The 25,548-nt window shown below is 62.2% G+C and carries 19 protein-coding genes; 9 read left to right on the top strand and 10 right to left on the bottom strand.

All coding sequences use genetic code 11. The features are described 5' to 3' along the window. Positions 1-110: 110 nt before the first annotated feature. The 6 genes from LPB405_RS03555 to LPB405_RS03530 all read left to right on the top strand — a co-directional run bounded on the left by LPB405_RS03555 (position 111) and on the right by LPB405_RS03530 (position 7,137). On the top strand, positions 111-839 hold the full coding sequence (locus LPB405_RS03555; RefSeq protein WP_219101920.1) for a queuosine precursor transporter: 729 nt from the start codon (positions 111-113) through the stop codon (positions 837-839). A gap of 107 nt (positions 840-946) precedes the next feature. Further along, on the top strand, positions 947-2,401 hold the full coding sequence (locus LPB405_RS03550) for an amino acid permease (protein WP_219101919.1): 1,455 nt from the start codon (positions 947-949) through the stop codon (positions 2,399-2,401). A 231-nt stretch (positions 2,402-2,632) separates the two neighbouring features. After that, positions 2,633-4,138 (top strand): amino acid permease, encoded by a 1,506-nt coding sequence (locus tag LPB405_RS03545; protein WP_219101918.1) that lies wholly within the window; start codon positions 2,633-2,635, stop codon positions 4,136-4,138. Between the two features lie 362 nt (positions 4,139-4,500). Beyond that, positions 4,501-5,013, top strand: a complete 513-nt coding sequence (locus tag LPB405_RS03540; RefSeq protein ID WP_219101917.1) for an acyl-CoA thioesterase — start codon at positions 4,501-4,503, stop codon at positions 5,011-5,013. 111 nt (positions 5,014-5,124) lie between these two features. Continuing rightward, on the top strand, positions 5,125-6,240 hold the full coding sequence (locus LPB405_RS03535) for a phosphoglycerol transferase (RefSeq protein ID WP_219101916.1): 1,116 nt from the start codon (positions 5,125-5,127) through the stop codon (positions 6,238-6,240). A gap of 189 nt (positions 6,241-6,429) precedes the next feature. Continuing rightward, positions 6,430-7,137, top strand: a complete 708-nt coding sequence (locus LPB405_RS03530; RefSeq protein ID WP_219101915.1) for a hypothetical protein — start codon at positions 6,430-6,432, stop codon at positions 7,135-7,137. A gap of 120 nt (positions 7,138-7,257) precedes the next feature. Here LPB405_RS03530 and LPB405_RS03525 read toward each other — a convergent pair whose 3' ends face one another. The 5 genes from LPB405_RS03525 to LPB405_RS03505 all read right to left on the bottom strand — a co-directional run bounded on the left by LPB405_RS03525 (position 7,258) and on the right by LPB405_RS03505 (position 12,973). Then, positions 7,258-7,767, bottom strand: coding sequence for an SRPBCC family protein (locus tag LPB405_RS03525; RefSeq protein ID WP_005507177.1), 510 nt, complete (start codon positions 7,765-7,767; stop codon positions 7,258-7,260). A gap of 32 nt (positions 7,768-7,799) precedes the next feature. Further along, a complete protein-coding gene (tgt, locus tag LPB405_RS03520) occupies positions 7,800-9,110 on the bottom strand; it encodes a tRNA guanosine(34) transglycosylase Tgt (protein ID WP_044150805.1) in 1,311 nt (436 codons plus the stop codon). A 184-nt stretch (positions 9,111-9,294) separates the two neighbouring features. Beyond that, a complete protein-coding gene (locus tag LPB405_RS03515; RefSeq protein ID WP_219101914.1) occupies positions 9,295-10,233 on the bottom strand; it encodes a Dyp-type peroxidase in 939 nt (312 codons plus the stop codon). Between the two features lie 150 nt (positions 10,234-10,383). Then, on the bottom strand, positions 10,384-11,646 hold the full coding sequence (locus LPB405_RS03510; protein WP_219101913.1) for a glycoside hydrolase family 76 protein: 1,263 nt from the start codon (positions 11,644-11,646) through the stop codon (positions 10,384-10,386). A 163-nt stretch (positions 11,647-11,809) separates the two neighbouring features. Then, positions 11,810-12,973 carry a pseudouridine synthase gene (locus LPB405_RS03505; protein ID WP_219101912.1) on the bottom strand — a complete coding sequence of 388 codons (1,164 nt, stop codon included), beginning with the start codon at positions 12,971-12,973 and terminating at the stop codon, positions 11,810-11,812. 57 nt (positions 12,974-13,030) lie between these two features. Between LPB405_RS03505 and LPB405_RS03500 the strand changes: the two genes are divergently transcribed. Beyond that, positions 13,031-13,192, top strand: a complete 162-nt coding sequence (locus LPB405_RS03500; protein ID WP_219101911.1) for a hypothetical protein — start codon at positions 13,031-13,033, stop codon at positions 13,190-13,192. Positions 13,193-13,543: 351 nt separating this feature from the next. Further along, the gene (locus LPB405_RS03495) at positions 13,544-14,128 is read left to right on the top strand and encodes a TetR/AcrR family transcriptional regulator (protein WP_070691839.1); all 585 of its coding nucleotides are present in this window, start codon (positions 13,544-13,546) and stop codon (positions 14,126-14,128) included. Between the two features lie 284 nt (positions 14,129-14,412). On the opposite strand, the gene LPB405_RS03490 is transcribed toward LPB405_RS03495, so the two are convergent. Further along, complete coding sequence (locus tag LPB405_RS03490) at positions 14,413-19,908, bottom strand: DEAD/DEAH box helicase (RefSeq protein WP_219101910.1); 5,496 nt, start codon at positions 19,906-19,908, stop codon at positions 14,413-14,415. 148 nt (positions 19,909-20,056) lie between these two features. On the opposite strand from LPB405_RS03490, the gene LPB405_RS03485 reads away from it, so the two are divergent. After that, positions 20,057-20,644 (top strand): malonic semialdehyde reductase, encoded by a 588-nt coding sequence (locus LPB405_RS03485; RefSeq protein WP_219101909.1) that lies wholly within the window; start codon positions 20,057-20,059, stop codon positions 20,642-20,644. Positions 20,645-20,795: 151 nt separating this feature from the next. Here LPB405_RS03485 and LPB405_RS03480 read toward each other — a convergent pair whose 3' ends face one another. The 4 genes from LPB405_RS03480 to LPB405_RS03465 all read right to left on the bottom strand — a co-directional run bounded on the left by LPB405_RS03480 (position 20,796) and on the right by LPB405_RS03465 (position 25,226). Beyond that, a complete protein-coding gene (locus LPB405_RS03480; protein ID WP_012904175.1) occupies positions 20,796-21,746 on the bottom strand; it encodes a DUF4232 domain-containing protein in 951 nt (316 codons plus the stop codon). 2 nt (positions 21,747-21,748) lie between these two features. After that, on the bottom strand, positions 21,749-22,069 hold the full coding sequence (locus tag LPB405_RS03475; RefSeq protein ID WP_005507166.1) for a 2Fe-2S iron-sulfur cluster-binding protein: 321 nt from the start codon (positions 22,067-22,069) through the stop codon (positions 21,749-21,751). Between the two features lie 293 nt (positions 22,070-22,362). Continuing rightward, the gene (locus tag LPB405_RS03470; RefSeq protein WP_219101908.1) at positions 22,363-23,628 is read right to left on the bottom strand and encodes a cell wall biosynthesis glycosyltransferase; all 1,266 of its coding nucleotides are present in this window, start codon (positions 23,626-23,628) and stop codon (positions 22,363-22,365) included. Further along, entirely contained in the window at positions 23,628-25,226 is a 1,599-nt protein-coding gene (locus LPB405_RS03465) for a DNA repair protein (protein WP_219101907.1), read from the bottom strand. Before LPB405_RS03465 ends, LPB405_RS03470 begins: the two co-directional genes overlap by 1 nt. Between the last annotated feature and the right edge of the window lie 322 nt (positions 25,227-25,548).

Below are 25,548 nucleotides of genomic sequence, written 5' to 3'. Positions count from 1 at the left end.
GGCAGACGAGCCGGTGACCCCTGCCCTGCATTGCAGGTTCACCACCACGCGTGAGGGCTCGTACCTTGCGTGAAGAAACACATCGCATGAAGAAAGACTTGGGGAAAGTAATGGCTAAACCCGTTAGCGAATCTAAGGCTCAGACGAGCACCGTTACGGTGCCCTGGGCTGGTCGCCGCGGCTACTTTGATCTGCTGCTGGGCGCATCCTGCGTCATCCTGATCATTTCGAATATTGGTGCAACCAAGGGCGTGGAGTTCGGCCCGCTGCCCTTCGAGCTGCCCCTCATTGGTAACACCATCGTCACCGACGGTGGTTTCTTCCTCTTCCCGCTCGCCTACGTTATTGGCGACCTTCTTTCTGAGGTGTACGGCTTTAAGCGTGCCCGCCGCGCGATTGTGGCGTCCTTTGCCGCGGCTGCTTTTGCCGCCCTGTGCTTTCTGCTGATTGTGCACCTGCCCGCTGCGAGCTTCTACAAAGGCCAGGAATCGTTCGAGCAGGTTCTCGGCCCGGTCTGGCAGATTTTTACGGGCTCCCTGCTCGGTTACCTCTTCGGTCAGACCCTGAACGCCTGGGTCATGGTGGCAATGAAGAAGGCAAGCAAGGGCCGTTTCCTGTGGCTGCGTATGATCGTCTCCACCCTGGTCGGTGAGCTGCTCGATACCGTTATCTTCTGCTCCATTGCGGCACCGGTGCTCGGCATCGACACCGTGGAAGCATTCATCAACTACGTACTGATTGGCTATATCTATAAGTGCCTGGTCGAGGTGATCCTCATGCCGATCAGCTACCCGATTATTGGTTGGTTCAAGCGTCACGAACTCGAGTACGTGGCATAAGCTAACCTCCTGACAGCTGATGTGCAGAGCCGCCCGGCCTAACGACCGGGCGGCATTGCCATTTCAGCTTTATTCAATACACAGCATGTCTAAGAAAGAGATACGTTATGTCTAAACTGCAGGGGAACACCCCCGAGCAGTCGGAGAAGAACGACTCGTTGAATCGTTCCCTCTCCCACGGCCAGTTGACCATGATTGCGATGGGCTTGGCGCTGGGTACGGGCCTGTTCCTGGGCTCCTCCTCCGCCATTAAAATTGCGGGCCCCGGCGCAATCCTCTCTTACGCTATTGGTTCGATGATTGCGGCAACCATTGCTGCGTGCGCGGGCGAAATGTCCGTGCGTCACCCCGTCCAGGGCGGTTTCGGCACCATTGCGAGCCGATACCTGAACCCCTTTAGCGGCTACCTGACTCGCTGGGCGTATTGGGCGTGCACCGTGCCGCTGGCTGGCGCTGAGCTGGTGGCGGTTGGCCACTACATGGCGTACTGGTTCCCGGACGTTCCCCTGGCTGTGTTCGTCGCCCTCTTCGGCGCAATTATTCTGGTGCTGAACCTGGTGAGCGTGAAGTCCTTCGGCGCCCTGGAGTTCATGCTCTCTTCGATTAAGGTTTCTGCCGTCATCGTGTTCATGGTGATTGGTGTACTGCTGGTGTTCGTGGGCCTGCCCGGTCACGCCGCGGCGGGTACCGCAAACCTCGTGAACGACGGTGGCTTCCTGCCCAACGGCCCGGCATCCATCTGGATTTCGATGGCTGTTGTCATGTTCTCCTTCGGCGGTGTGGAAATGATTTCTCTCTCCGCAGCGGAGGCGAAAGACCCGGCACGCTCGGTGGCAACCAGCGTGAAGGCAATGATTTGGCGCCTGTCCACCTTCTACGTGGTGTCCATGGCAATTATTCTGTGCCTGGTGCCCTGGCAGACCGCCGCACAGAACTCGGAGCTGACCGAGTCGCCGTTCGTGCTCGTCTTCTCTGAACTGGGTATCCCCTTCGCGGCGGACATCATGAACTTCGTGGTGCTCGTTGCTGCGCTCTCTGGCGCTAACGCCTCCCTGTACGCGGCAACTCGCCTGCTGCACGCCCTGGGCTCTGACCGTATGGCTCCCGCAGTGGCTGCACGCACCTCCTCGCGCGGCGTGCCGGTCGTGGCTCTGCTCATCTCCTTCACCGGCGTTGTCGTGGCAACCGTGATGGCTGTTGCCAAGATTGGCGACATCTTTGCGCTGCTCATGGCGCTGGTGACCCTGTGCATCCTGGTTGTGTGGGTCATGATTCTGCTGACCTACCAGGCGTACAAGAAGGACCAGAAGGACGCCTCCTCCTTCACTGTTCTGGGTGGCCGCGTCACCGCAGGCCTGGCTCTGGCGGGTGTTCTGGCGACCCTGGCGGCAATGTTCATGCTGCCCGGCTCGGGTGTTCAGGAATCCATCATGGTCGGCATCGTCTTCTTCGTGCTGATTTCTATTGGCTACGCCATCTCCTCGAAGGCTCAGGGCGGTTATGAGCGCCCCGACCTGGACGCTATGCACGCCGACGAGGATACCAGCGCGGCACAGCACTAAATAGCGTGAAAGCCTCGCGAGGCTAAAACATAAAAGGCACCGGATGGGGGAGCACCCCCGTTCGTTGCCTTTCGCTTGTGTGCTCTAGACGGTGCCGTTCTGAGCGATGTGAGTGTGCCCGTAGAATAGTTAACTATTCGTACCCGTCAACGAGGCTAGAAGCCGCAGAAGCCGGGTGCGAGCACACATTGCACATCACGCCCCTAAGGCGTACTGACGGAAGGCACCTTCGTGTCCCACAACGACGATACCCGCAGCCACGCTGCAGCGGGGACCGCCGGATCGCGCACCCTGAAGCGTTCGCTGTCCCACGGACAGATGACCATGATTGTGATGGGTTCTGCGCTCGGTACGGGCCTCTTCTTGGGTTCGGGCACCGCCATTGCGATGGCTGGTCCTGCGGTCATTCTCACCTACGCTATTGGTTCTGCGCTCGCTTCGGTGATTGGCGCGGCAACCGGTGAAATGGCGGTTCGCTACCCTGTCCGTGGCGGTTTCGGTACTATTGCTACCCGCTACTTGGGCCCCTTCGCGGGCTTTTTGACTCGCATTGCCTACTGGACTGCGACTGTTCTGATTGCCGGTGTTGAGCTGGTATCGGTGGCAACCTACCTGAATTATTGGTGGCCGCAGTTGCCTCTGTGGGTTGGTATTGCTGTGTTTGGTGTGGCGCTGATTGTGCTGAACCTGACGAGCGTGAAGTCTTTCGGCATGCTGGAGTTCTTCCTGTCTTCGATTAAGGTCATTTCGATTGTTGCCTTCCTGCTGGTGGGCCTGTGCCTGGTTTTCTTCGGCCTGCCCGGTCACGCCGCGGTGGGTACCGCAAACCTCTTCAACGACGGCGGTTTCATGCCTAACGGCCCTCAGTCGGTGTGGCTGTCGCTGGCTGTTGTGATGTTCTCCTTCGGCGGTATTGAGATGATTTCGATCTCTGCTGCGGAGGCGAAGGACCCCTCCCGTTCGGTGCGTTCCTCGGCGAAGGCGATGATGATTCGCCTGGCGACCTTCTACGTGCTGGCAGTTCTGATTGTTGTGGCTATTATTCCGTGGCGTTCGGCGTCGGGCCTGGGCGATGCGGTGGAAGCTTCCCCGTTCGTTCTGGTCTTTGAGCAGCTGGGTGTGCACGGTGTGGCGCACTTCGTGAACTTTGTGGTGCTGATTGCGGCGCTGTCGAGCGCGAACGCGAACCTGTACGCGGGTGCGCGTCTGATGCACTCGCTGGCGGTTGACGGTATGGCGCCTATCCAGCTGGCTCAGGTGAACCGTGCCGGCGTTCCGGCGCGTGCGGTATGGCTATCAACCAGCGGTATGGTGATTGCTATTCTGCTGGCTCTGTACAGCCCGAAGGAAGCGTTCCTCTCCATGATTTTTGTGATTATGGTGTGCGCGCTGACCGTGTGGGTTCTGATTCTTTTCGCGTACATCGTGTACAAGCGTGTTGAGCCGGCGACCGATGGTTTCCGCCTGTGGGGTGGCCAGTTCACCGCAGCGGTGGGCGTTCTGCTGCTCTTCGCGGTGTGGGTTGCGCTCTTCATGGTGCGCGGTTCCATGGTTCCGGCAATTGTGGGCGTGGGCTACTTTGTGGTGCTGAGCCTGCTGTACTTCGCCCGTATTCGCCACACTCACATGATTGATGAGCAGACCTTCGTGGAGGCTCAGAAGGCAACCGGTGAGTATGACGCTATGCAGTACGACGCCGACCATGCTCTGGAGACCGCGGCGAAGCTGGGTCGTTAGGAACTGCGGTTCTGCGCTCTGGGAGCTTTGTTCCCTGAGGCCTTGATCAGGGTAGTCCGCGGCTAGCGCGAGTAATAAACGAAAAATACGGAAACTTTTCGGAATTCCTCGTAATAAACCCGTAAAAATACCGTGGACTCTCAGAGCGGGTCTATGATAGACAGTGAACCGTATGATCTTGTATGCGTTCAAATGTCTGTGTGTTGGATGAGGCTCGAAAGCATCGTAGCTTTCGAGCCTCATCGCTTTAACTGCCAAATATATTTCTAGCACCCGAATCATGATTAACTGATTCGTTTGTTCTATCTTGCGGATTCGTGCGAATAGCCCCCTCAAAGCGGCGGGGGAGTAGAGTTAAAACCATGCAAAGCCACGAAAACACCCCCGAAAAGAACTCCACCTCCGAGGCTGGCACCACCGACGAACTGCTGGTGCACGTACCCGCACGCTGGGGCGATATGGATGCCTACGGGCACGTCAACAACGTTGCCATCCTCTCGGTCATGGAAGAAGCCCGCGTGGCGCTCTTTGGCCCGCCGCCCTCCTCCGGGCAGAAGCCCACCGTGGCACCGCAGCCTCCGATTCCGCTTTTCGACCTGGTTGCCGAGGGCGTGCAGGCGCTCATTGCCGAGCACGGCATCCGCTACCTGGCTCAGCTGCCCTACACCGGTGAGCCCGTGCCGGTGCGCCTGAGCGTGGAGAAGGTCAGCGCCGCATCCGTGCGTATTGGCTACTCAATTCTCTCCCCGGTGGACGGCCGTGAATGCGTGCGTGCTTTTACCGTGCTGGCGTTCTGGGACTCCATTGCGGGGCGACTGACTCGACTGACCCCCGAGCAGCGTGAACTATTGAGCTCCTACCTGCCGCAGAAGTAGGGGTAGATACCGGCGCTCCGCTGTAATAAACCGGTCTTGAACGGGGTCAAGCGTATGCTTTAAATACCTTCTGCAAAGGGTGCAAAAGGTTCATTCCCGGGAGAGATAACAATGTCGTTCCACCACACTCAGGCAGACCCCGCCGGCTGGGGTCGCCGCACGATGCGCGCCACCGGATGCGCCGCCGCCCTGCTTCTTGCCCTGACCGGTTGCTTTGGCGGTTCTAAGAGCGAAAACTCTTCGTCGACCCCAAGCCCCTCCAGCACGGCTAACCACTCGCAGTACCCGCTTCCTTCCTCCACCGCGTCCCCGACGAAGAAGACCGAGCCGACCGTCACCGAGACTCAGGCACCCGCCCCCAGCGAGAGCGCCGAGGCGAAGGCGTCCGAGTCCTCCGCACCCGCTGAAGCGAAGGGAGCCCCCGTCGCGGCAGCGACCCCCACCGGTGACACTCCCCGCGCGCCCGAAAAGGTGGAGGCTGAGCGCGCCTCCGCCGGCGAGCGCTGCGGACACATCGGACGCAAGGGCTACCTGAAGACCGGCGCGGAAATCATGGTGCTGCGCGGTACCGTGGACTGCGCCCACGCCCTGGACGTGCTGACCGAGTACATCACCACCCCGCGTGCCGACGACAACCTGACCCAGCACCAGGTGGCGAAGGTTCAGGATGCCACCTGCTACTGGAACCCGCAGTACGCGATGGCTGAGAACCGTCGCGAGGATCGCGGCGCCCCCGAATGCACTATTGGCGATGATGTCGCCTTCGTGGCTCGCCTGCAGAATCCGGACGCTCCCGACATTCCGTTCCTCATGGATCCTGCCCGGTACGACTCCGGTGCCGGCTACTACCGTTTCAAGAGCTACGATGAGCGCACCCTCTGCGAGTTGAACCCCGCTGAGTCGACTCTGACCTGTGAGCGTCGTCTGGGCGGTCAGCTCACCGATGGTAACGGCGCGGTGGGTCGTACCTTCTCGGCACCGGTGCGCATCACCCGCATGAATTTTGCTACGGGTGCCTACGATGAGCACGTGGAGGATGTCGCCCCCGCGACCCTGCATGCCGAGAGCACGACTGCGAACACGCTCATGTTGCGCCCGAATAATGTGACGACATTCCCTGCAGCTTCCGGCAAGCAGATCACCTGCTACGGCGAGCCGGAGGATGGCATGATGACCTGCCAGGACGGCGGAACCTACTCGGTTCCGATTGGTGGCGGTCAGCTCTAAAACGGAGCGCGCGGGCATACTGGTTCGTCGATAGCTCAGGAGGGGCTCCCCGCAATACCGGGGAGCCCCTCCTGCTGTGTTCTTAGGGGGACTACCCTGCGGGCTCCTAAGATGCCGTATAGCTAGCTCACAGGTAGCGTCTTTAGAATACTGGTTAGGAACCCGAACCGATGACGCAGAAAGGTCACCATGCATCCGGCACAGAAGCACTCTACCCAGACTTCTTCTACTACGCTCCGCACCGCTAAGCGCTACAGCCCCGTAGCGCTCGGTGCCACGCTGCTGCTGGCGCTGTCGGCATGCTCCGGAGGCGCTACCACCGCCTCTCCGAGCGCTACCGTAGTCCCTAGCCCCAGCGCTACGAGCGCGAAAGCAACCGCCAGCCCCACCCGCACCGCAACGGTCACTGAAAGTACCCCGACTGCCGGTACCGTGTACGCCCCCACCGCGGCGGCTACCGTGAGCCCCGGAACCATCACCACCGCAAGCCCCACGGCGACCGCGCAGGCGAGCGCGGCGTCGAGCCCTTCCGCATCGGCTAAGGCGAATACTTCGGCGAGTGCAGTGGCGAAGGCGTCGAGCACCGCGAGCCTGTCCAGCTCGGATGTTCAGTCTGCGGGCGGTAGCTGCGGCAGCATGGATGCTACCGGCTACCTGAAGCATAATGCGACCGTGCAGGTAGCCTCTGGCGCGGTGGATTGCCTGTTTGCGCGTGAGCTGATCCGCCAGTTTGTGGTGCAGAACCCCGCCGAGGTGACCGATAAGGCGAATGGTGAGCGTACCGTTATGTCGGCGCGCTGCTACTGGAAGCCGGGTGACGGCGCGGATCGTGCGACCCCCGAGTGCGTGTCCCCGGATGGTGGTAGCACCGTCATTACCGTGAAGCTGACCAACTAGCCTGCGGCTCAACCTCGGCAAAGTTTTAGGCAGTAAACACAAGCGCCGCGTTGACGACTGATTCGTCAACGCGGCGCTTTCGTGTCTCGAAGCTATCTCAGGTAGCTGGCGCGGCGGGTTTTAGAGCTCCCCGCGTGCGCGGGCGGCGAGCACGTCATCCAGGCGGGCGAAGGTCGAACGCCAGGTGGTGCGCACCTCCTCGTGGACCGAGGCGGGCATGGGACCAATCTCAATGACGATGCGGGTACCGGAACCCACGCCGTCGGCGGTAATCACGGTTTCGGGGAAGAAACGGTGACGCTGGTACACCAGCACGCTACCGGGGTTGCCCAGATGGTCGGGCAGCTGCTCGGCGTATTCGAGCTCCTTGAACGGTTCAATGCTCAAAAAGCGGCTCTGCAGAATGCAGGACACCGAGGGGTCAACCTCGTTAATCATGGACAGGCGCTGCATGCCGCCGACGACGGGCTCCACGACAACGTCGGTGGGGCGCACGTGCCAGCCGGCGGGGCCGTACCAGCGGACCAGCAGTTCGGGGTCCAGATAGGCGCCGAAGACGTCCTCGACCGGGGCTGCGATCTCGTGGTCGAAGACGAGAAGCTCCTCATCGGGAACATGAGTGATGCTCATAGGGTTCTCCTTAAACGGGTTGAAGAGCGGGTTTAGGGCTTCTTGCCGGAGTAGTAGTTGCCGAGGAACTCGTCACGGTACTCAAAGTAGGTGCCGTCCTTGATGGCTTCGCGGGCGTCGTCCACCATGCGCACGATGAAACGCTCATTGTGGATGGAGGCGAGGGTCGCCGCCAGGCGCTCGTCCGCCTTGAAGAGGTGACGCAGGTAGGCGCGGGTGTAGTGGGTGCAGGTGTAGCAGTCGCAGCCCTCGTAGATGGGCGAGAAGTCCGCCTTGAAGCGCGCGTTGGTGATGTTGTAGCGGCCGGTGGGGGAGTAGACGGCGGCGTTGCGTGCCACGCGGGTGGGGGAGACGCAGTCGAAGGTGTCTACACCGTTTTCGATGCCGACGAAGATGTCGTCGGGTTCGGAGATGCCGAGCAGGTGGCGGGGCTTGGATTCGGGCAGCTCTTCGGCGCACCAGCGCACGATGGTGCCGAGGTTTTCCTTCTCAAGCGCGCCACCGATGCCGAAGCCGTCGAAGGGCATGGAGCCGAGGTCCTGGCATGCCTTGCGGCGCAGGTCCTCGTACTGTGCACCCTGAATGACGCCGAACAGCGCCTGGTAGGGCTTGCCCACGCGCTCTGCGGTCAGGCGCTGGTGCTCAGCGATGCAGCGCAGCGCCCACAGGCGGGTGCGTTCGAGCGCCTCCTCCTGGTAGCCGCGGGAGTTGTAGAGGGTGGTCAGCTCGTCGAAGGCGAACATGACGTCCGCACCAATCTGGTGCTGAACCTGCATGGACACCTCGGGGGTGAAGCGGTGGATCGAGCCGTCAATATGTGACTTGAAGTTCACGCCGTCGTCGTCAATGTGAGCGAGGCGTTCCTTGCCCTTCGCTACGTCGTCGTCACCGAGGGGGCGGCCGTCGGCGCCCTTAGCGTCCGCGACGGTACCCATGTCGATAACCTTCTTGAAGCCGGAGCCCAGGCTCATGACCTGGAAGCCGCCGGAGTCGGTGAAGGTCGGGCCGTCCCAGTTCATGAAGGCGCCCAGGCCGCCTGCCGCGTCGAGGATTTCGGGGCCGGGCTGCAGGTACAGGTGGTAGGCGTTGGAGAGCAGAGCCTGAGCGCCGAGCTCCTTCATGGATTCGGGCAGGACCGCCTTGACGGTTGCCTTGGTGCCCACGGGGGTGAAGGCGGGGGTCTGGATCTGTCCGTGCGGGGTGGTGATGACACCGGTGCGTCCGCGGAACTGTCCGCCGTTGGCTTCTACACGTTCAGCGCTGGGGGAGGCGGTGTCCGCCAGGCGGCTGGTGATGGTGAAGCCAAAGTCCTCGGTGGGGAAAGAGTTATCTAGAACGCTCATTCTTCTCTCGATTGTTTGCTTTCCGTCTGAATGTCTACACCCTAGCCTACCGGAAAACCCCGCCTCTCTTGCCGGAGGCGGGGTTTGCGCGGGTACCGTCAGGCTAGGGTACAGCCAGGCTGAGGTACAGGCAGACTAGGGTACAGGCAGGGTGGCTGGGTTTAGCTCGCCCTAGCCGGTGAAGTTAGCCGGCGAAGTCGCCGAGCATGTCCACAGTCGGCACGAAGAAGAGGGTGCCGGTCACCGCAGTGCTGAAATCCAGCAGACGGTCGTAGTTGGCGCCATCCACTCCCATGAACATGTTCATGAGCATCTTCTGAACGGTCGAGAAGGTGCTGGCGTAGCAGATGAAGTAGGTGCCCAGCTCGTTGTTGCCCACGGTGCCGAAGGGCATGTTGTCGCGAATAACCTTGAAGTCGTCACCGATATTGGCGATAGCGGAGTGCGAGTTGGCGGGCTTCTCGTCCTCGCTCATCTCGATGTCGTCGTGCTTGGAACGGCCAATGACCTTCTCCTGCTCGGAGACGGGCAGGGCGTTCCACGCGGTCATGTCGTGGATGTACTTCTGCACGAACTGGTAGCTGCCGCCCCTGTACATGGGATCGCTGTCACCGATGATACCGAAGTATTCACGTGCCGCGGGGGTCTGCGGGTTTTCGGTGCCGTCCACAAAACCGATGATGGAGCGGCCGTCCCAGTAGCGGAAGCCGTGCACCTCATCCAGTACCTCGGCAATATCGCGCAGAGCCGCGGTAATAGCGGACGCCATATCGTAGGCGACGGACGGCTGAGTCGCGCGGATGTGGAAGTGCAGATCGCCGGGAGTGGACACCGCGGTGTGCTTATGGCCCCTAATCTCCTCGAACTCCACGAGCTCCTGCGGCAGCGGCTTGGGCAGATCCAGGGTCAGCCACGCGCTGTGGCTGATACCCAGCACAATGCTGGCGTTCTCGGGCGAGTAGCGGTTCGCGGCGGTGTGGTTGAGGTTAATGACGAGCCCGCAGAGGTTCTGGAACCCCTCAATGAGCGCATCCTGGCTGAGGCCTTCCTTGAACTTCCACACCATGAAAATGGTGTTAGCGTTCGGGCTGGCAGTGACCTGTTGTGATTCTGAAGCAAGCATAAAATTCACCGTACGCCCGTGTGTACGCCCCCGCAATGAATCTAGCCCTAACCTTCTGCGCTACTGGGAGAATGCGCCGATGCGAGAACGCACCGCAGGGAGAAGATTAGGGCTGGGGATAAAGAACAGCAGGGTTTTAGAAACTGTGCCTTAGAAGCCGTGGGAGGCGAGGTGACGCGCATGTGCCAGACGCGCCGCCGTCTCAAAAATAGTCCACGCCTGCACCTGAGTGGACAGCTCCACCGGTGCACCGGGCTTCACAACCTTGCTCATCGGCTCGGTGAACCGCGGGGAGAACTGCACGAGCGCCTTACCGCGAATCTCATTCGGGTCAATGCCGTACTCGTTCATCGGCAGGTTGGGGTCGAACTCGCGGCGACCCTCCCACAGGGCGCGTGCGGTCGAGTACACCAGGTTCGAGGCGAGCGCTCGCGCCTCATCGCTGAGCAGCGGCGAGGATGCCGCCATGCCCAGGTAGCGCACGAGAATGCCGGTGAACAGGCCGCCGTCGCCGTCGCCGTGCGAGATGAGGATGCGGCGGCGCGCACCGGAGAGGAACTCCACCTCTTCGGTCATGTGCTTGACGATGCCGACGATGAGGCGCTCGGCGCGTTCTGCGGGGTCCACCTCGCAGGGCACGCCGGATGCAGCCAAACTCAGCAGGGCGCCCAGAGCGGTTCCCTGGTTGTAGGTGAATTCGCCGCGTTCGTATTCGTACTCGTTGCCGCGTACATTCACGCCGTCAATATAGAGCGAACGTTCTGCATCCCAGAGGGTTTCGTTCATCCAGTCCATGAGCGCGGCGGCAGTCTTCGGGTCGCCCGCCCGCACATACGCCAGAGCAGTCGGCGCGGTCGCCGCAGCATTCACAAAATCACGCTTGGACTTGCGCCAACTCATGCCACCCACCGGGGAGAAACCCTTCGCCAACTGCTCGAAAAGAGCCGCGCCAGCATCCTGGGCGGCGACATCATTCGCGCCGGTCAGCTCAATGCAGAAGGAGTTCATGCGGCCCACCGCGAGGGTCAGCCATGCCATATCGTCAAAGTAGTCGTTCGCGAAGCGGCCGTAATTACGCACGTTAATGCCGCGCAACAGCGCGCGGGCACGGTGCAGCTCCTCCTGGGCGGCAGTAATATCGCCCTCGCGCAGGTGACGCTGACCGGCATCAATCACACAGTCCAGCAGGTGCGCCTGCCACCAGTAGTGCCAAGCGTTCAGACGCTGGCTCAGCGGGCGCGGGTCGGGCACTTGCACCGAACCGATGAGGGCGCCGGGAACACCGAGGATGCGGTGCACGAAGGTGTCGGTGACGCTGTCGGCTGCGGTAGCGGCGTGCGAGGAGGTGCGCTGGGCGTACTCGCTAATCGACTCCAGAGACTGCTCGTTGTGGGAAGACGGCTGGGATTTCATGGACCCTCTGTAGTTGCGGTGAAGTATTACGTCTGAAATTATCCCACCTTTTACCCTCTGAGCGCCCGGATGCTGTGGGCGGGCTCTCGGGTGTGATCCCTTTTCGAGAGCCCGCCGAGAAGATGCACCGCGGGGAACGAGGTGAACGCCACTCAAAAACGGGTTAGGCGGCGGCAGCCAGCGAACGCCCGCTGTACAGGTCCACCTGTTCGCCGGTGATGGGGTGCTCAAAGTGCAGGCTGTACGCCAGCAGCTGCAGCGGGTACTCGGGACGGTCTGGGGCGTCGGGTAGCACCTGCGGGTAGAGCACATCGCCCAGAATGGGGGAGCCCAAAAGGTTCAGGTGCGCCCGTAGCTGGTGGGTCTTGCCGGTGTGAGGCGCCAAATCATAGAGCGTCCATTCTCGTTTTTCGTTCAGTGTAGGCTCGGCACGCCACCCCTCAACAGCCTGCGCACTCGGGGTGAAAGTCCGCAGAATCTTTACGGTCGTCAGCGTATTCGGTTCCACGCCCTGCGCCGCGCACTGCTCCTCCGAAAGTTGCTGAACCTGCAGCTGATCACGAATCTTCTGAATATGCGAACGCACCTGCAGGCCCTCCTCGCTCAACGCCTGCTCGGCGGCGGTAGCATCGGCGGGAACCGGCGCCACGGCGCGGTAGGTCTTCGACACCTGACGGTGCTGAAACATCATCTGGAAGGGGCGGCGCGCCTCCACGGTCTTAGCGAAGAGCAGCACGCCCGCGGTCGGGCGATCGAGGCGGTGAATCGGAATCAGCAGCGGGTTGTCCTCGCGCACCCGCAGCTTGGTCAGCGCGGTCTGCGCAATATAGGCACCGCGCGGGGTGGTCGGCAGAAAATGCGGCTTATCAATCGCCAGCACGTGTTCATCCTCGTAGAGCACCGGCATATCGGAGGGTAGCTGCGGCTCATCGGCAAGCTCACGGAAATACCAGATGCGCTCACCCGGCATATAGGGGCTATCGCCGGTCAGGATCGTGCCGTCGTCCAGACGCACCTCACCGGTATTAAAGCGGGCGTGAATAATCTGCGGGTCGTTCGGGTAGAAGCGCGCAATCAGGTAATCCGCAATGGTTGCCGGAGCCGTATTGTTCGGTGCGGTGTTGCTCGGGGTGAGATCGGCGGGGAGCTCCTCCATGAGCGGCAGGATCAACTGAATCGGGTCGATACCGTTCTTCTGAGCCAGCGGAGGGGTCAGCAGACGGTGATGCGTGCGGCGTGCAGGCTTTGCCTGATAGGCGAGCTGTATTCCCTGCTGTGTATCGGGGCGTGCGATAGGCTGCGGGCGTGCGGTGTTCTGTGCGGGCATGGCTCTACTCTACCGCCTGGGCGGGGTAGGTTCGGAGGCAAGCTGGAGGCGTACTGAGTGAGTTGGGCTGAGCTGCATGCAGGCGGAAATATTACCGTGGGTTTGGGTGTGGGGTTGTGGAAATCAGATTTGTCTGACACTCATGAATGTTTGTGTGAACGTGTGGTTGAGAAAACGAAAACTTCACAAATTTTTGAAATTATTGGATATTTAATTTAAAAAAACTGCATTAATTTTACAAAAAACAGCGTTTAAGTGCGGTATTTTCGAAAATGCTGTCAAATCATAAATCAATAACCCTCAATTTAGCCCCTTTGATTTTTCTAAGTATAAAAGATGTAAAGCAATTAAAGACATGCTAACCTGGGCACCCTACGTCATAAACGCCTTAATAAAGGCTGAAAGTAGCCTTAAAGCGGTACGATTAAGACACAGAAGTTCGATATTTCGAACGAAGGGGTCGAAATGGGACAGAAACAGCGCAAGGATGCAGAGGTTAAAGGAACACCCCCAAATACAGCGGTGCAATCGGACAATTCCAAAGCACCGGAAAATGCGATAGGAGAGGTTATGGAACATTCACAAAAGAATGCGGAGCCTCGCACCGGTGCCCTGCGCATGGAACCGCACGAACGCGAAGAGCAAATTCTGAAAATTGCTGCAGAACATTTCACTCGTCGCGGCGTGCTCGGTGCCTCCATGAGCGCTATCGCCCGCGATGCAGGCATTACCCGCGCCCTGCTCTACCACTACTTTCCCGGCAAGGACTCCCTGGCGGCAGCCGTCACCCGACGCGAAGCCAACGCAGTCCTTGAGGCTCTTGGCGAGCACCACGAAAACCCCGAAGAGGCGTTGCGCAATGCGCTACGCACGTACTTCCTCGTTGTAGCCGGCGTTCCCACCCCCGGTGGGGAGGACTTCCCGAACAACCCTACCGACTACCTCGAATGGATGCTTGAACGCACCGGCATGCCGATTAATGACCGCACCCGCGTCATCCTCGGAGGCTGGTTGCAGCTCGTCGACTACTTCGCCATGCACGTCGTGCAGCTCAACCCCCGCGATCAGCGCACCGTTCGCTCCCGCGGGCTCGGGCTCGAAGAAGCTATCGACCTGTGCCTGGGTGCCGTGGACACCCTCACCGGCGGCTACTAGCCGCCTCAAGAAGTGACAGGTCTACACAGGACTTCCCGCTCCGATGTTTGGTTATGTGCTCCACGGCAAAGATGACGTGGACATCCGGGCGGTTATTCCTCCGCTACGCCGCTTGCGACGTGGTGGACTCCGGGAACACCACCCGGTTCGTGAGTAGGGAAACATAATGCCCCGTACCCCCTTCAATGAGGGTGCGGGGCATTGTGATGCTCAAGTTGAGGTTGAAGAAAATAGTTTTATTCTGAGGCTAAGCTTGAGGCTCGGGCTAAATGGAACGGCGCAGTCTAAATGGAGCGGCGTAGCGATAAGCCGCGAACCGTCGCGTAGAACCCCTGCGCCTGCAGCGCCGTACGCAGCGCCTCCACCGGATGCTCTACAACCTCGCCGCCGGATGCGCCCAATGTGGATGTGCTCACCGTGTGGGTGCCCAAAAGCTCCACATCGTTGACCTTCTCCACCGAAATCTTCTCCGCGCCACCGGTGGACACCAGGCGCGCCAGGGCGGGGGCCGCCGCCTCCAGAAGTACCGGGTCGGTAGTGAAAGCCAACAGGGTCTTCGCGCCACGCTCCACATAGAGCACCGGTGCGCCGTCCACCAGCACCACGCAGGCACCCGCCTTGCGTGCCGGACGGTGCTTCACGGTGCCCTCGCCCTCGTGCGCAAAGGAGGGAATCGCGGGCCAGCTCAGCGCCGCACCGTACGGGTTCGCCGGGTCGGTCGCCGCCAACAGGGTCACCGTGAACGTGCCGTACACCCGCTCCGTATCGGTACGCTGCGGGGTGTAGGCACTCGCACCAAAACCCTGTGTCGCGCCAAAACCCTGTGGACCTGCGGGAACACTGAGGCTATCGGCGGTAGAACGCAGCAGGTCCACCGTCGCGGGGGCGGCAAACTGCGCCGCGCCCAAACCCTCAATAAAGTAGCCGCGACGCACCAGCGCACGATCCTCAGCCGCCGAATAAATCCGGTACAGCTGCGAGAATCCGCCGGTAGAATCCTCCACCTGCAGGCACCCGCGAGTCAGCACACCGTAGCGGTCCAGCAGCAGGTCGGCGCGTGCGAGTGCCGCAACCGTCGCCTCCACAGGCTCCTGCAGTAGCGTGTCCACGCGTGAGAAGCGGCCGCTATCCTGCGGGGCAACGGCGGGGGCGGTCGTATGGAACCCGCCGCGCAGGGAACGCAGACCACGCCCGGTGGCAGGCGCAGAGTAGCCGCTGGAACTATAGCTATCAGCGCCGTAACCGCCGGCCAAGCCGTTACCCATGGAGGCGCGCGCCGCCGCAATACGACCCGCACCGCGGCGACCCACTCGCGACAGGCGCGCAGGGGTTGCCGGAGTCGGATGCGCACTGCGCACGCCCGCAAGCATCGCCCGAACTGGCGCGAAACTATCGTTCGTCACCGCACCAGCCCACACCAGGCGCCACAGCGCCGCCGAAATCTCCGCCGTATCCGGGAAAGTCACCACCTGACCGGCTGGTGCCGCCGCGCTCATCAGCTGCGCCACCCGCTCACGTAGCGCCGGCACGAACAGGCCGCCGTGAGCCAGCGCCTCATAGATGGCGTGCTCCAGCGTGCCCGGAGCCTGCAGTGCCTCCCAAGGCTCCGGGTTCTCCGCGCGCAACAGCTGCTCCGGGTAGTCCTCACCCAGGGTCAGCGAGGAACTCTCGCTCAAGTGCAGGCGAATCCAGCCGTCAGACTTCTGCGCGCTACCGCCGCCGAGCTGCCCGGCGCCGGTGAAGAACACCCTGCCGCTTGCCATCAGCTCGTCCAGCATGTGCGGCTGGTAGCCGGGCACGCGTGCCGGAAGAATCAGCGTCTCCAGCGCGGAAGCCGGTACGCGCACACCCGCCAGCTGGTCGATGGTGGTGAGCAGATCCTCCGTGGCGGAGGCGGAATCTTGTCCCGTATGTTCTGCGCCGTGCTCAGCTAACGGGTTGGGTGCCGCTGTGCTGAGGGGTGCCACCCTCTCACCTACCACCGTGGCGGTGCGGCGGGAGGGCATGAACGCACCGTAGGCGCTCGCCTCCGGCAGGGTCTGAGCAACCCGCACAGATAAAGAACGAACGTTCTGCCACAAAGGTAGAAAAATGCCATAGACCTGCGCCGATACCGGCTCAATCTCCTCACGCAACGCCGCCAGAGAACGGGCACGAATCGTGCGCAAAACCTGCGCATCCACCCACTCAACACCAGCCGCCTCGGAGGCACGCAACACCTCGGGCAGGAACTCGCCGGAGCTCAGGCGGCGCTGCTGCTGAAGACGCTGCAACACCGGAGTCAGTACGCCCACACCCACCGGGGTCAGGCGCGAAAAATGCTCCGCCGCCTGCTGCGCCGTGAAGGGAATATGGGTGCGGGCAAAACGGGAGACCAGATCCTCGAGCGGTTCGGCCACCGGCTCCAGGAAGGCGAGCGGTAGCGCCGCGGCGGGCATAATGCCCAGGCCGTCGCGCAGGCGCGCGGCATCCTCAACCACCGCATAGTACAGCTGCGGCTCGGCGGAACCATCGGCAGCTCCCATGAACGAGAACGCGCGGCGCGAGCGCACCAGCTCCTCCGCCAGGGCACGCGCCTGATCCGTGCTGGCGTGCGCACTGTACTCCTCGCCGTAATCTTCGGAATCTTCATGCTCAATGCCGGGTGCCGCCGCCTGCAAGCTGTCAGCCCGCAAACGCAGGCTCAATTCCTGCGCGCTCAACGGACCCAGCTGACGCAAAAGATCCGCCACGCCCTCCACACCGCAGGCGCGGTAACGCTCACCCGTGCGCTGCAGACGCTGCTGAGTCTGCACCAGAACCGCCGGATCCAGCAGGTCGCGCAGACCGCTTGAACCCAGCAACTCCGCCAGCAGAGCCGGATCCAGCGACAGTGCGGCGGCGCGGCGCTCGGCGGCGGGCGCATCCGCGTCGTAGAGGTGCTCGGCCACGTACTCGAAGAGCAGGGTGCGGGCGAAGGGCGAGGGAGCCTCGGTCTCCACCTCCATCAGGGCAATACCGCGAGACTCCAGAGCGCGGTGCACCTGTAGCAGCGCCGGCAGATTGTACACGTCCTGCAGGCACTCGCGCGCCGTCTCCAAAAGCACCGGAAAATCAGGGTACTTACGCGCCACATCCAGCAGCTGCGCGGCGCGCTGACGCTGCTGCCACAGCGGGGTGCGCTTACCCGGATCACGGCGCGGCAACAGCAGGGCACGCGCCGCATTCTCACGGAACCGAGACGCAAAAAGCGCCGAATCGCCCACGCGTTCGGTGACGATGCCCTCCAGCTCTTCGGGATCGAAGAGGAAGAGGTCGGCCCCGGGCGGCACGTCCTCCATCGCGGGCAGACGCAGGATGATGCCGTCGTCAGCCGCCATGACCGAGGCGTCCACGCCGTAGCGCTCGATAATGCGGGTGCGCACCGCGAGGGCCCAGGGGGCGTGCACCGAGTAGCCCAGGGGCGAGTGGAGAATCAGCCGCCAATCGCCCAGCTCGTCGCGGTGACGTTCCACGATGAGGCGCCGGTCGGAGGGAACGGCACCCGTGGATTCGCGCTGCTCGCGCAGGTAGGCCAGCAGATTGTCCACGGCCCAACGGTCCAGGCCGAGCTGTTCGAGCTGCTGGCGGGCGGCGGCGCTATCGGTGGCATCCAGGCTGGAGAGGGCGCGCGTGAACGCACCCGTCTGCACGCCCAGTGCGTAGGGGCGGCCCATGCGGTCGCCGTGCCAGAAGGGCAGGCGCGCGGGCTGACCGGGTGCGGGGGAGACCCGCACCGCGTCGTGCGTAATTTCTTCAATGCGCCAGCTACTCGCCCCGAGGGTGATGACCTCGCCGGCGCGGGATTCGTACACCATTTCTTCGTCGAGCTCACCCACACGCTTGGGGCCGCGCTCCTCATCGCCACTGACCAGATAGACGGGGAAGAGCCCGCGGTCGGGAATCGTGCCGCCGCTGGTGACGGCGAGGCGCTGAGCCCCGGGGCGGCCCTCGATACTGCCGGAGGGCGCCTGCTCGGTGGGGGTTCGATCCCAGAGGATGCGCGGGCGCAGCTCGGCGAACTCGTCGGAGGGGTAGCGGCCGGCGAGCATTTCGAGCGTGGCGTCGAAGAGGGCGCGGGGCAGCTCGGAGTAGGGGGCGCTGCGGCGCAGGGCCTCGTACCAGGAGTCAACGCTGATGGGCCCGAGGGTGCAGGCGGCCACGGTCTGCTGGGCGAGTACGTCCAGGGGGTTGGTGGGGATGGCAAGCGGCTCGAGGGTTCCGCTGCGCATACCCGCGAGGGTCACGGTCGCCCCGAGGAGGTCGCCGCGGTGCTTGGGGTAGAAGACACCGCGCGAAATATCGCCCACGCGGTGGCCGGCGCGGCCCACGCGCTGCAGGGCGGAGGCGACGGAGGGAGGTGCGGCCACCTGGATTACGAGGTCCACGTGGCCCATGTCGATGCCCAGCTCCAGGGAGCTGGTGGCGACCACGCAGCGCAGGGTTCCGCCCTTGAGTGCCTCCTCGATGAGGGTGCGCTGTTCCTTGGATACGGAGCCGTGGTGCGCGCGGGCGAGCGGCGGCACCTCGGCGATGTCGCAGATGCCTGCCGCGTAGTCTTCGGGGCTGATGCCCTGCTTTGCGAGCACGCGGCGTAGGTGAATATCGTTGAGTGCCGCGGTGAGCTTTTCCGCTAGTCCACGCGAGTTAACGAAAACAATCGTAGAACGGTTGTTCTCAATATGGTCGACGATGCGCTCCTGCACACGCGGCCAGATGGAAGGCTCCGGGCGCTCGCTATCGGCGGTTTCACGGAGTGATTCTTCCGGGATGGTGAGCGTATTTTTGGGCGCGGTGTTACCGTCAGCCTGAGTCGGGTACGCTTGGTCGGCTTCCTGCCCGGGGAATACGCCAATGGCATCTTCCAGCGTGTAGGGCGCGCTTGCCGGGGTATTCGCTGCGCTGGGGGCAGGCTGTGCCGCGCCCTGCGCCGAGCCGGCAGAAGTTGAGCCCCCGCCGCCCGGCACCTCCGAGGGCGCATATTCTGATGGGGCGTAGAGCCCCTGCCCGTAGTCGTTGGCGCCTCCGAGCGCCGCCATATTGGGTACGGGCACGCTCAGACGCAGGTCCCATTCTTTGGCGACCGGGCGGCTCATGATGGTCACCGGCTGAATGCCGCCGAGGAACCGGGCGACCGCCTCCGGGTTTTCGACGGTTGCGGAGAGACCAATGCGCTGCGCGGGCTTTTCGAGGAGCGCGTCAAGGCGTTCAAGGGAGACCGCCAGGTGCGCGCCGCGTTTGGTGGCGGCGAGGTTGTGAATCTCGTCCACGATCACGGTGGTCACGCCCGCGAGGGTGTTGCGGGCGGCGCTGGTGAGCATGAGGTAGAGGGATTCGGGGGTGGTGATGAGAATGTCGGGCGGGTTGCTGATGAGCTGGCGGCGTTCGCGTGCGGGGGTGTCGCCGCTACGCACGCCCACGCTGATGCTCGGTTCACCCGTGTTGTTTCCGCTTAGGCGGGTGATTCCGATCAATGGTGCGCGCAGGTTGCGTTCGACGTCGGCGCCGAGCGCTTTGAGGGGCGAGATGTAGAGGATGCGCGTGCCGCCTGCGGTTCCGGCTTCGTGTTCGCGGTGCAGGGCGTCGAGTGCCCAGAGGAAGGCGGCGAGGGTTTTGCCGGAGCCGGTGGGGGCGATGATGAGGGTGTTGTTGCCGTTGCGGATGCTCTCCCAGGCGCCTTCTTGGGCGGCGGTGGGTGCGCTGAAGGTGGCACGGAACCAGTCGCGTACGGGGGTGGAGAAATGGGAGAGTGCGTCGGTCATGTATCTATTATGGGCGGGGTTTATGGTGTGCGCCTCTTGAATTGTTGGGAGCTGGGGGAGGAAGATGTGCTTGACAGGGTTTCTATAGAGCATGTAATATTTTCCCTGTAAAGTAATCGACTGGGAGAACACCCAAAGGAGCCTCACCATGACCCGCCTGAACGAAGAACAGCTCATCAACCTCTTCCACGAGCCGCGCACCGTCTCCTCCTTTACCGAGGAACCCGTTACTGACGAGCAGCTACGCCGCATCCAGGAGCTGACCTTCTACGGCCCCACCGCCTTCAACAGCCAGCCCCTGCGCATCACCTGGGTCAAGAGCCCCGAGGCACGCGAGCGCCTCGTCGCGCACCTGGCAGACGGCAACAAGGCAAAGACTCAGGCGGCACCGGTGACCGCAATCCTCTCCGCAGACGCGAACTGGGTAGAGCACGCTGACACCTTCAATCCCAACGCTGCCGGCTTCATCAAGGGCTACTACACCACCGAGGAGCTTGCCACCCCCGCCGCTGAGCTGAGCGCTCACCTGCAGGCAGGCTACTTCATCACCGCAATCCGTGCCCTCGGCCTGGACGCTGGCCCCATGACCGGCGCAGACTTCGCCGGCATCAAGAAGGAATTCTTCGCGGATAACGCAGAGATCCCCTTCCTCGTCGTCAACATCGGTCACGGCGAGGCTCCCGCATACCCGCGCGGTGCACGCTTCAGCCACGACGAGGTCGCTCGCTCCCTCTAAGAGCGTGCGGCTACCGCATAGCTCAAGCTAAACCCTAGGTTTATAGACAGTTCAAGGGCGGTTCCCCATCGAGGGGAACCGCCCTTGAACTATATGCGAACTATATGCGCACACAACGTGCCAGAGATGTTGTCACATCTGCAACGCCGCGTTAGCGGGCACCAAATTGACCCACCGACAGCTGCGGAACAGACGAGGAACATGCGGTCGTATCCAGCGGAACAATCACGCCACCGGAACCGGAGGGAAGACCCACCAGGAAGCCCTGAACCGGGCGGCTGCCGCAATCGTCACCGAAGCGTGCCGGGTACACCGAACGCAGCACCGCGGTGGTGCTATCGCCGGGGTTGAGGGTCACACCCGCAGGGTTCATGTACTCGTCGGAGGTGGAAGCCTCACGACCAACCCAGGTTCCCGAAGGACCCGCATGGACCACGCGCGGGTAGCCGCGCAGGGTGCAGGGGGAGTTCGAGGAGTTCTGGAAGTACAGGGTGTAGTTTCGGGCGCCGGGGGAGCCTTCTCCAATAGCAACCGAAACGTTCAGGTCATCCAAATCGCACTGGCCGGGACCCTCAACGTTGTTGTTGGAGGAGTTAGAGGACTTCTCCGAAGAGCTCGAGGAATTCGAGGAGTTGGAAGAATTCGACGAGTTCGAGGAACCGGAGGAGTTCGAAGAGTTGCCCGAAGAGCGAGAACCCGACTGCGAAGACGAGTCTGAACTCTTCTGGGAGTCCTGCTGAGAATCAGAGTCGTCCGACTTGTTCTGCTCGGAACCCTCGTGGGAGGACTCAGAGGAATGAGAGTCAGAGCTCTGCTTCGACTCGTGAGTCTCGGTGTGGGAGGAAGACTCGGAGTGCTCAGAGGAAGACTCGTGGTGTTCCGCGTCGGGGGAGTTCACCACGGTAATGGAGCCCGGGCTCACCGAAGGGGTAGCCCCGTCGGAGGCTACTCGAATCGTGCCGGGCTTGACCGAAGCCGAAGCGCTCGGCTGTGCCGAGGTGCCTTCAGCTTCCTGACCGGCCTGGGACGCGCCGCATCCACTGAGCGCTAGCACGCAACAGAGGAGGGTGGTTGATGCGAGTACCTGAGCCGATTTAAACATGATTACATCGCCGCCTGCATTTGGATTTCTGCTCCGTCCATACCGGGGGCGTACTCGACCTGGCAGCACAGGCGAGAGTACTCGTTGGCGACATCGTCGACCATGTCGAGCAGGTCCTGCTCAGCTTCGGTGCGCTCACCGGAAGCCTCGAAGTGCTCGGGGTCGATGAAGCCGTGGCAGGTAGCGCAGGATGCGTTACCACCGCAGGTTGCGAGGACCGGCACGCCGTTAGCCTGGAGGGCTTCCAGGAGGGTGTGGTGGTCTTCCCACTGAATGTCGTAGTTTACGCCTGCTTCGTCAGTGACCTTAATCGTTACGCCCATGCGTTCTCCTTCTTCTGTAGTGATGCGTTTCTATTGTAGAGGTAGGGGCTGTTATTCACCGTACTTTGTGGTGTATCCCCAACCCTACCGTCACGCATATCACGGGAACGCATATTAATTTTTATGCTGAATAGCATGTCTGTATTGCCCCCAGTCTACCCCGTATTGCCCTGACAACGCGGGATATAGGCGCATATAAATACTGCCCCCAGATGCAAAGACATGCTGGGGGCAGTATAAAGAACCGGCACGCGGGCGCGCTTCAACGGCTATGCTTCAACTGTGACGAAGAGCTACTCGGATTCCTTCTCCGCCGTCTTCTCCGCGCTCTTCTCGGCATCCTGCTTTTCAGCGTTGCGGTGATCGGCATTCTGGATGCTTCCTCCGGGGCCGCGCACAATACCGCGCACGCTATCGCGCGGATCGGCGTAGCGCAGGTCGATACCGAAGGTATTGCGGATCTGGCGTGCCGAGTTCAGGTGCCAACGCTGCGAATCCGAGGGGGTCACGGAGGTGACCGCCTTCTGACCCGGAGCCAGCTTCTCGTGGCGAATATCGTAGTGCTTACCGCCCATGGTGATGGTGAAGCCGTGCTCCTGCAACAGCTGCACGAACGCATCCACATCGTGCGGGATCTTGCGGCCGCGCTGCCTCTTCGTGCCGCTCATCCTCGGCTGCGACTCGAAGGGGTTACGGCTGGGCGCGGTGCCGCGACTAATACGAATGACCTGCTGGTCGGAGTGCGAGAACTCCACCTGGTAGCCGTTGAGTGAGTACACGGTGCGGCTACTGCCGGGAATCGGGCGGCGGTCCTCAGCTTCATCAAGGATGCGGGCAATGTACTCGCCGGTCAGTCCGAGCGACTTGAGCTGAGCCTGAGCCTCGGGGGAGAGCTGGTAGCCTCCGGCGAGAGCCTGCAGCGGGCGTAGCGCGAGCACTTCGGCGGTCAGGGGGTTGAGCACCACCTGGTAGCCTTCCTCTTCATGCGTGTAGAGGGTGACTTCGCGGCCGTAGCGGTTCTCTTGCGCGCTTTCTTGAACCACGGTGCTTGCGGGGGATTCGATAATGTCCAGTAGCAGCTCGTAGGTTAGCCCGTGGCGCATCATGTAATCCATCACGCCGGGGAGCACACCGTAGATGCGGCGGCGCGGCGGCACGTCGCCGTAGAATTCCTTCTCGATGCGCGCGGCAATACGCTGGTTCTCCAGCGGCACCTCGGTCAGCGGAATGAGGCGCTGGTTGGAGGGGCGAATCTTGGCGCGTGCGGCGGCGGGCTTGGGTGCCTGACGGTACGCGTCCACGAGTGCCTGCTGCTGCTGCACGAATTCCTGGGCAATGAGCGGCAGGAGGGTGAAGTAGAGCTCTGCCGCTTCGGGCTTGAGCGCGCCGTTCTCATCGAGCAGGGAGGCGCCGTCCTTGGAGAGCAAATCCCAGGGCTTATCGTATGCAGTGTTCTCTTCGGAGCCCTGCTCATCGCGGTAACTATAGGCGGCGAGGGAGGCAAGCTCCTGCAGGCGAACGTACACCTCAAGAGGAACGGTAATCTGCTTAGCGGACATTATTTCTCCTCCTCGGTGGTGTTTTCTGCCTGGGCTACTTGATGTTCTGCCTGCTTCGCCAGGGTATTACTGAGCTCTTCCAGCTGTGCCTTGCGCAGGGCTTCGGCGTGCAGAACGTGGAAGTCCGGGGTCTTCGCCAGGGCCAGAACGGTCCGCTCATCGGGCGAAATCGCAATTTCCAGACCCTGCGCCGCGTAGATGCGGGTCCAGCCTTCAGCCATGCGCACGCTCTCGGGGTTGCTCAGCGCCTGAAGCATCAGATCGAAGACGAAGGGCGGGTTCTTCTTCAAGAAGGTGCGGGCGCGCTCGCTGAATTCGAGTTCCAGGGCGTTGAGCGAGTTGTATTCGCCGTACGCCAAGGATACCTGTGCCGCTTCGTTGTATTCGGCGTCGTATTCGTCAATGACGGTAATGACTTCGGCGGAGGCGGTGTTGACGTCCACACGGTAGTCGTCGTGGGTGAAGCGAATCGTCCAGTCGTTGAGGCGTTCTGCCGCGCCTTCACGCAGGATGGTGCGCACGAGCTCTTCGCTGATATTTTCGCGTTCGAGGCGGGCACGCAGGCTCGGGCGCAGGCGGTAGCTGCGTTCGCGATCCTCTTCGCTGACACCGCGAGGGGCGGTCGGTTCGGCGGCTACCGGCTGAGTGGCGGGCTTCGGCGCACTCGGCTTCGGGGCACTCGTCTTTGGGGTAGTGGGCGCGCTCGGTAGGGACTGGCTGAGCGCGGGCAGCTCTTCAGCAGGTGCCTGCTCGCTAGCTACTGCCGTATGAGTAGCTTCCGCGGCTTCTTCGGCGGCCTGCTGCCGGGCACGCAGACCCTCCAGGTACTCATCGATGCGCGGCGGGCGGTAGGTCAGCGTGGACTTGCGGAACATACCGGGGGAGGGTGCACCGGGAGTCGGCACTGCAGGCTTGGGTGCTACAGATGTAGGAGCTGCGGGCTTCGGCGCCGCCGGCTTGGGTGCCGCGGGGGTAACCGTGGCGGGGGTCGGTACAGGAACCGTCTTTTCTGCAGTTGCCTCTGCGGGCGCTTCCACAGATGCTTCTTCCGGCGCGCTGGGAGCCGGGCTGGGAGTCGGGGCGGGTGCCTGTGCCGCGCGGGCGGCAAAGAGCGCGGGGGAAGGCGCGAGCTTCGGGGCTGCAGGCTTGGGAGTGGCGGCTGCGCTCACCGCGGCGTCCTCAGTAACTACACCCTCGTTGGCCTCTGCAACGGGAGCCTCAGCCGTGGAGTCTGCGGTAGCTTCGGTTGCCTGCAGGTCGTTCTGTTCCTCTTCAAGAGGCTTAGTGTCGCTGGGCTCCTCATCGCCGCGGCGTAGGGCGGCAACGAGTTCCTGGCGGGAAGTATAAGGAATGATTTCCTCGGGCGAGTCGATATATCGGGGGAAATTCTCGTAGAGAATCTTCGCCGCGGCCTCAAAGAGCTTCTCCGTGGTGGTGTTGGCGGCGGGTGCGCAGGGGCAGAGAAGCTCCTGGCGCTGCGCGTCATAGAGGGACCAGTGGGCGCATCGTTCGGTGGGCGGGAAGTAATCGAGTGTTCCCAGATCGGCTATATCGATGAGTGCACCTATCAGGGACTGCGGAATGGATAGCTGTGCCATAGTGCTCCTTCGCGTTGTCTGCTCTCCAACCTATGCGTGGAGGGTCTTCTTTCCATCCTATGCGTTTTTTGGCGGGTGTGCCCCGGGGCACGTCATCTGGGCGCGTAAATCTGTGGATTCACAGGTTGAAACGCACTTTTGCAACAGCTGTTGGGTGCGGATGAGGCGGTTGAAGCGTCTTTGCTACACCTCTATACAGGCGTCTCCTATATGGGCATCTCCATGCACTGTGGCTTCTGCGCGCCGCGCCGCCTGTCGTGAGCGCGGTGGTTTGCGTTGTATCCGGCGCTTGCGGCGAGGTACTTTCGGCGGGGCACTTTCC

The sequence above is a fragment of the Rothia mucilaginosa genome, from assembly GCF_019334805.1.
Classification (GTDB): Bacteria; Actinomycetota; Actinomycetes; order Actinomycetales; family Micrococcaceae; genus Rothia; species Rothia mucilaginosa_C.
Note: the sequence above shows the minus strand (reverse complement) of the source record. Positions and strands in the feature narration are given on the sequence as shown.

Coding starts and splice junctions, on each gene's coding strand:
- LPB405_RS03485 (WP_219101909.1), top strand. CDS start 20,057: ATGACCCGCCTGAACGAAGAACAGCTCATCAACCTCTTCCACGAGCCG.
- LPB405_RS03530 (WP_219101915.1), top strand. CDS start 6,430: ATGCATCCGGCACAGAAGCACTCTACCCAGACTTCTTCTACTACGCTC.
- LPB405_RS03505 (WP_219101912.1), bottom strand. CDS start 12,973: ATGCCCGCACAGAACACCGCACGCCCGCAGCCTATCGCACGCCCCGAT.
- LPB405_RS03475 (WP_005507166.1), bottom strand. CDS start 22,069: ATGGGCGTAACGATTAAGGTCACTGACGAAGCAGGCGTAAACTACGAC.
- LPB405_RS03535 (WP_219101916.1), top strand. CDS start 5,125: ATGTCGTTCCACCACACTCAGGCAGACCCCGCCGGCTGGGGTCGCCGC.
- LPB405_RS03555 (WP_219101920.1), top strand. CDS start 111: ATGGCTAAACCCGTTAGCGAATCTAAGGCTCAGACGAGCACCGTTACG.
- LPB405_RS03515 (WP_219101914.1), bottom strand. CDS start 10,233: ATGCTTGCTTCAGAATCACAACAGGTCACTGCCAGCCCGAACGCTAAC.
- LPB405_RS03495 (WP_070691839.1), top strand. CDS start 13,544: ATGGAACATTCACAAAAGAATGCGGAGCCTCGCACCGGTGCCCTGCGC.
- LPB405_RS03490 (WP_219101910.1), bottom strand. CDS start 19,908: ATGACCGACGCACTCTCCCATTTCTCCACCCCCGTACGCGACTGGTTC.
- tgt (WP_044150805.1), bottom strand. CDS start 9,110: ATGAGCGTTCTAGATAACTCTTTCCCCACCGAGGACTTTGGCTTCACC.
- LPB405_RS03480 (WP_012904175.1), bottom strand. CDS start 21,746: ATGTTTAAATCGGCTCAGGTACTCGCATCAACCACCCTCCTCTGTTGC.
- LPB405_RS03525 (WP_005507177.1), bottom strand. CDS start 7,767: ATGAGCATCACTCATGTTCCCGATGAGGAGCTTCTCGTCTTCGACCAC.
- LPB405_RS03470 (WP_219101908.1), bottom strand. CDS start 23,628: ATGTCCGCTAAGCAGATTACCGTTCCTCTTGAGGTGTACGTTCGCCTG.
- LPB405_RS03465 (WP_219101907.1), bottom strand. CDS start 25,226: ATGGCACAGCTATCCATTCCGCAGTCCCTGATAGGTGCACTCATCGAT.
- LPB405_RS03510 (WP_219101913.1), bottom strand. CDS start 11,646: ATGAAATCCCAGCCGTCTTCCCACAACGAGCAGTCTCTGGAGTCGATT.
- LPB405_RS03550 (WP_219101919.1), top strand. CDS start 947: ATGTCTAAACTGCAGGGGAACACCCCCGAGCAGTCGGAGAAGAACGAC.
- LPB405_RS03540 (WP_219101917.1), top strand. CDS start 4,501: ATGCAAAGCCACGAAAACACCCCCGAAAAGAACTCCACCTCCGAGGCT.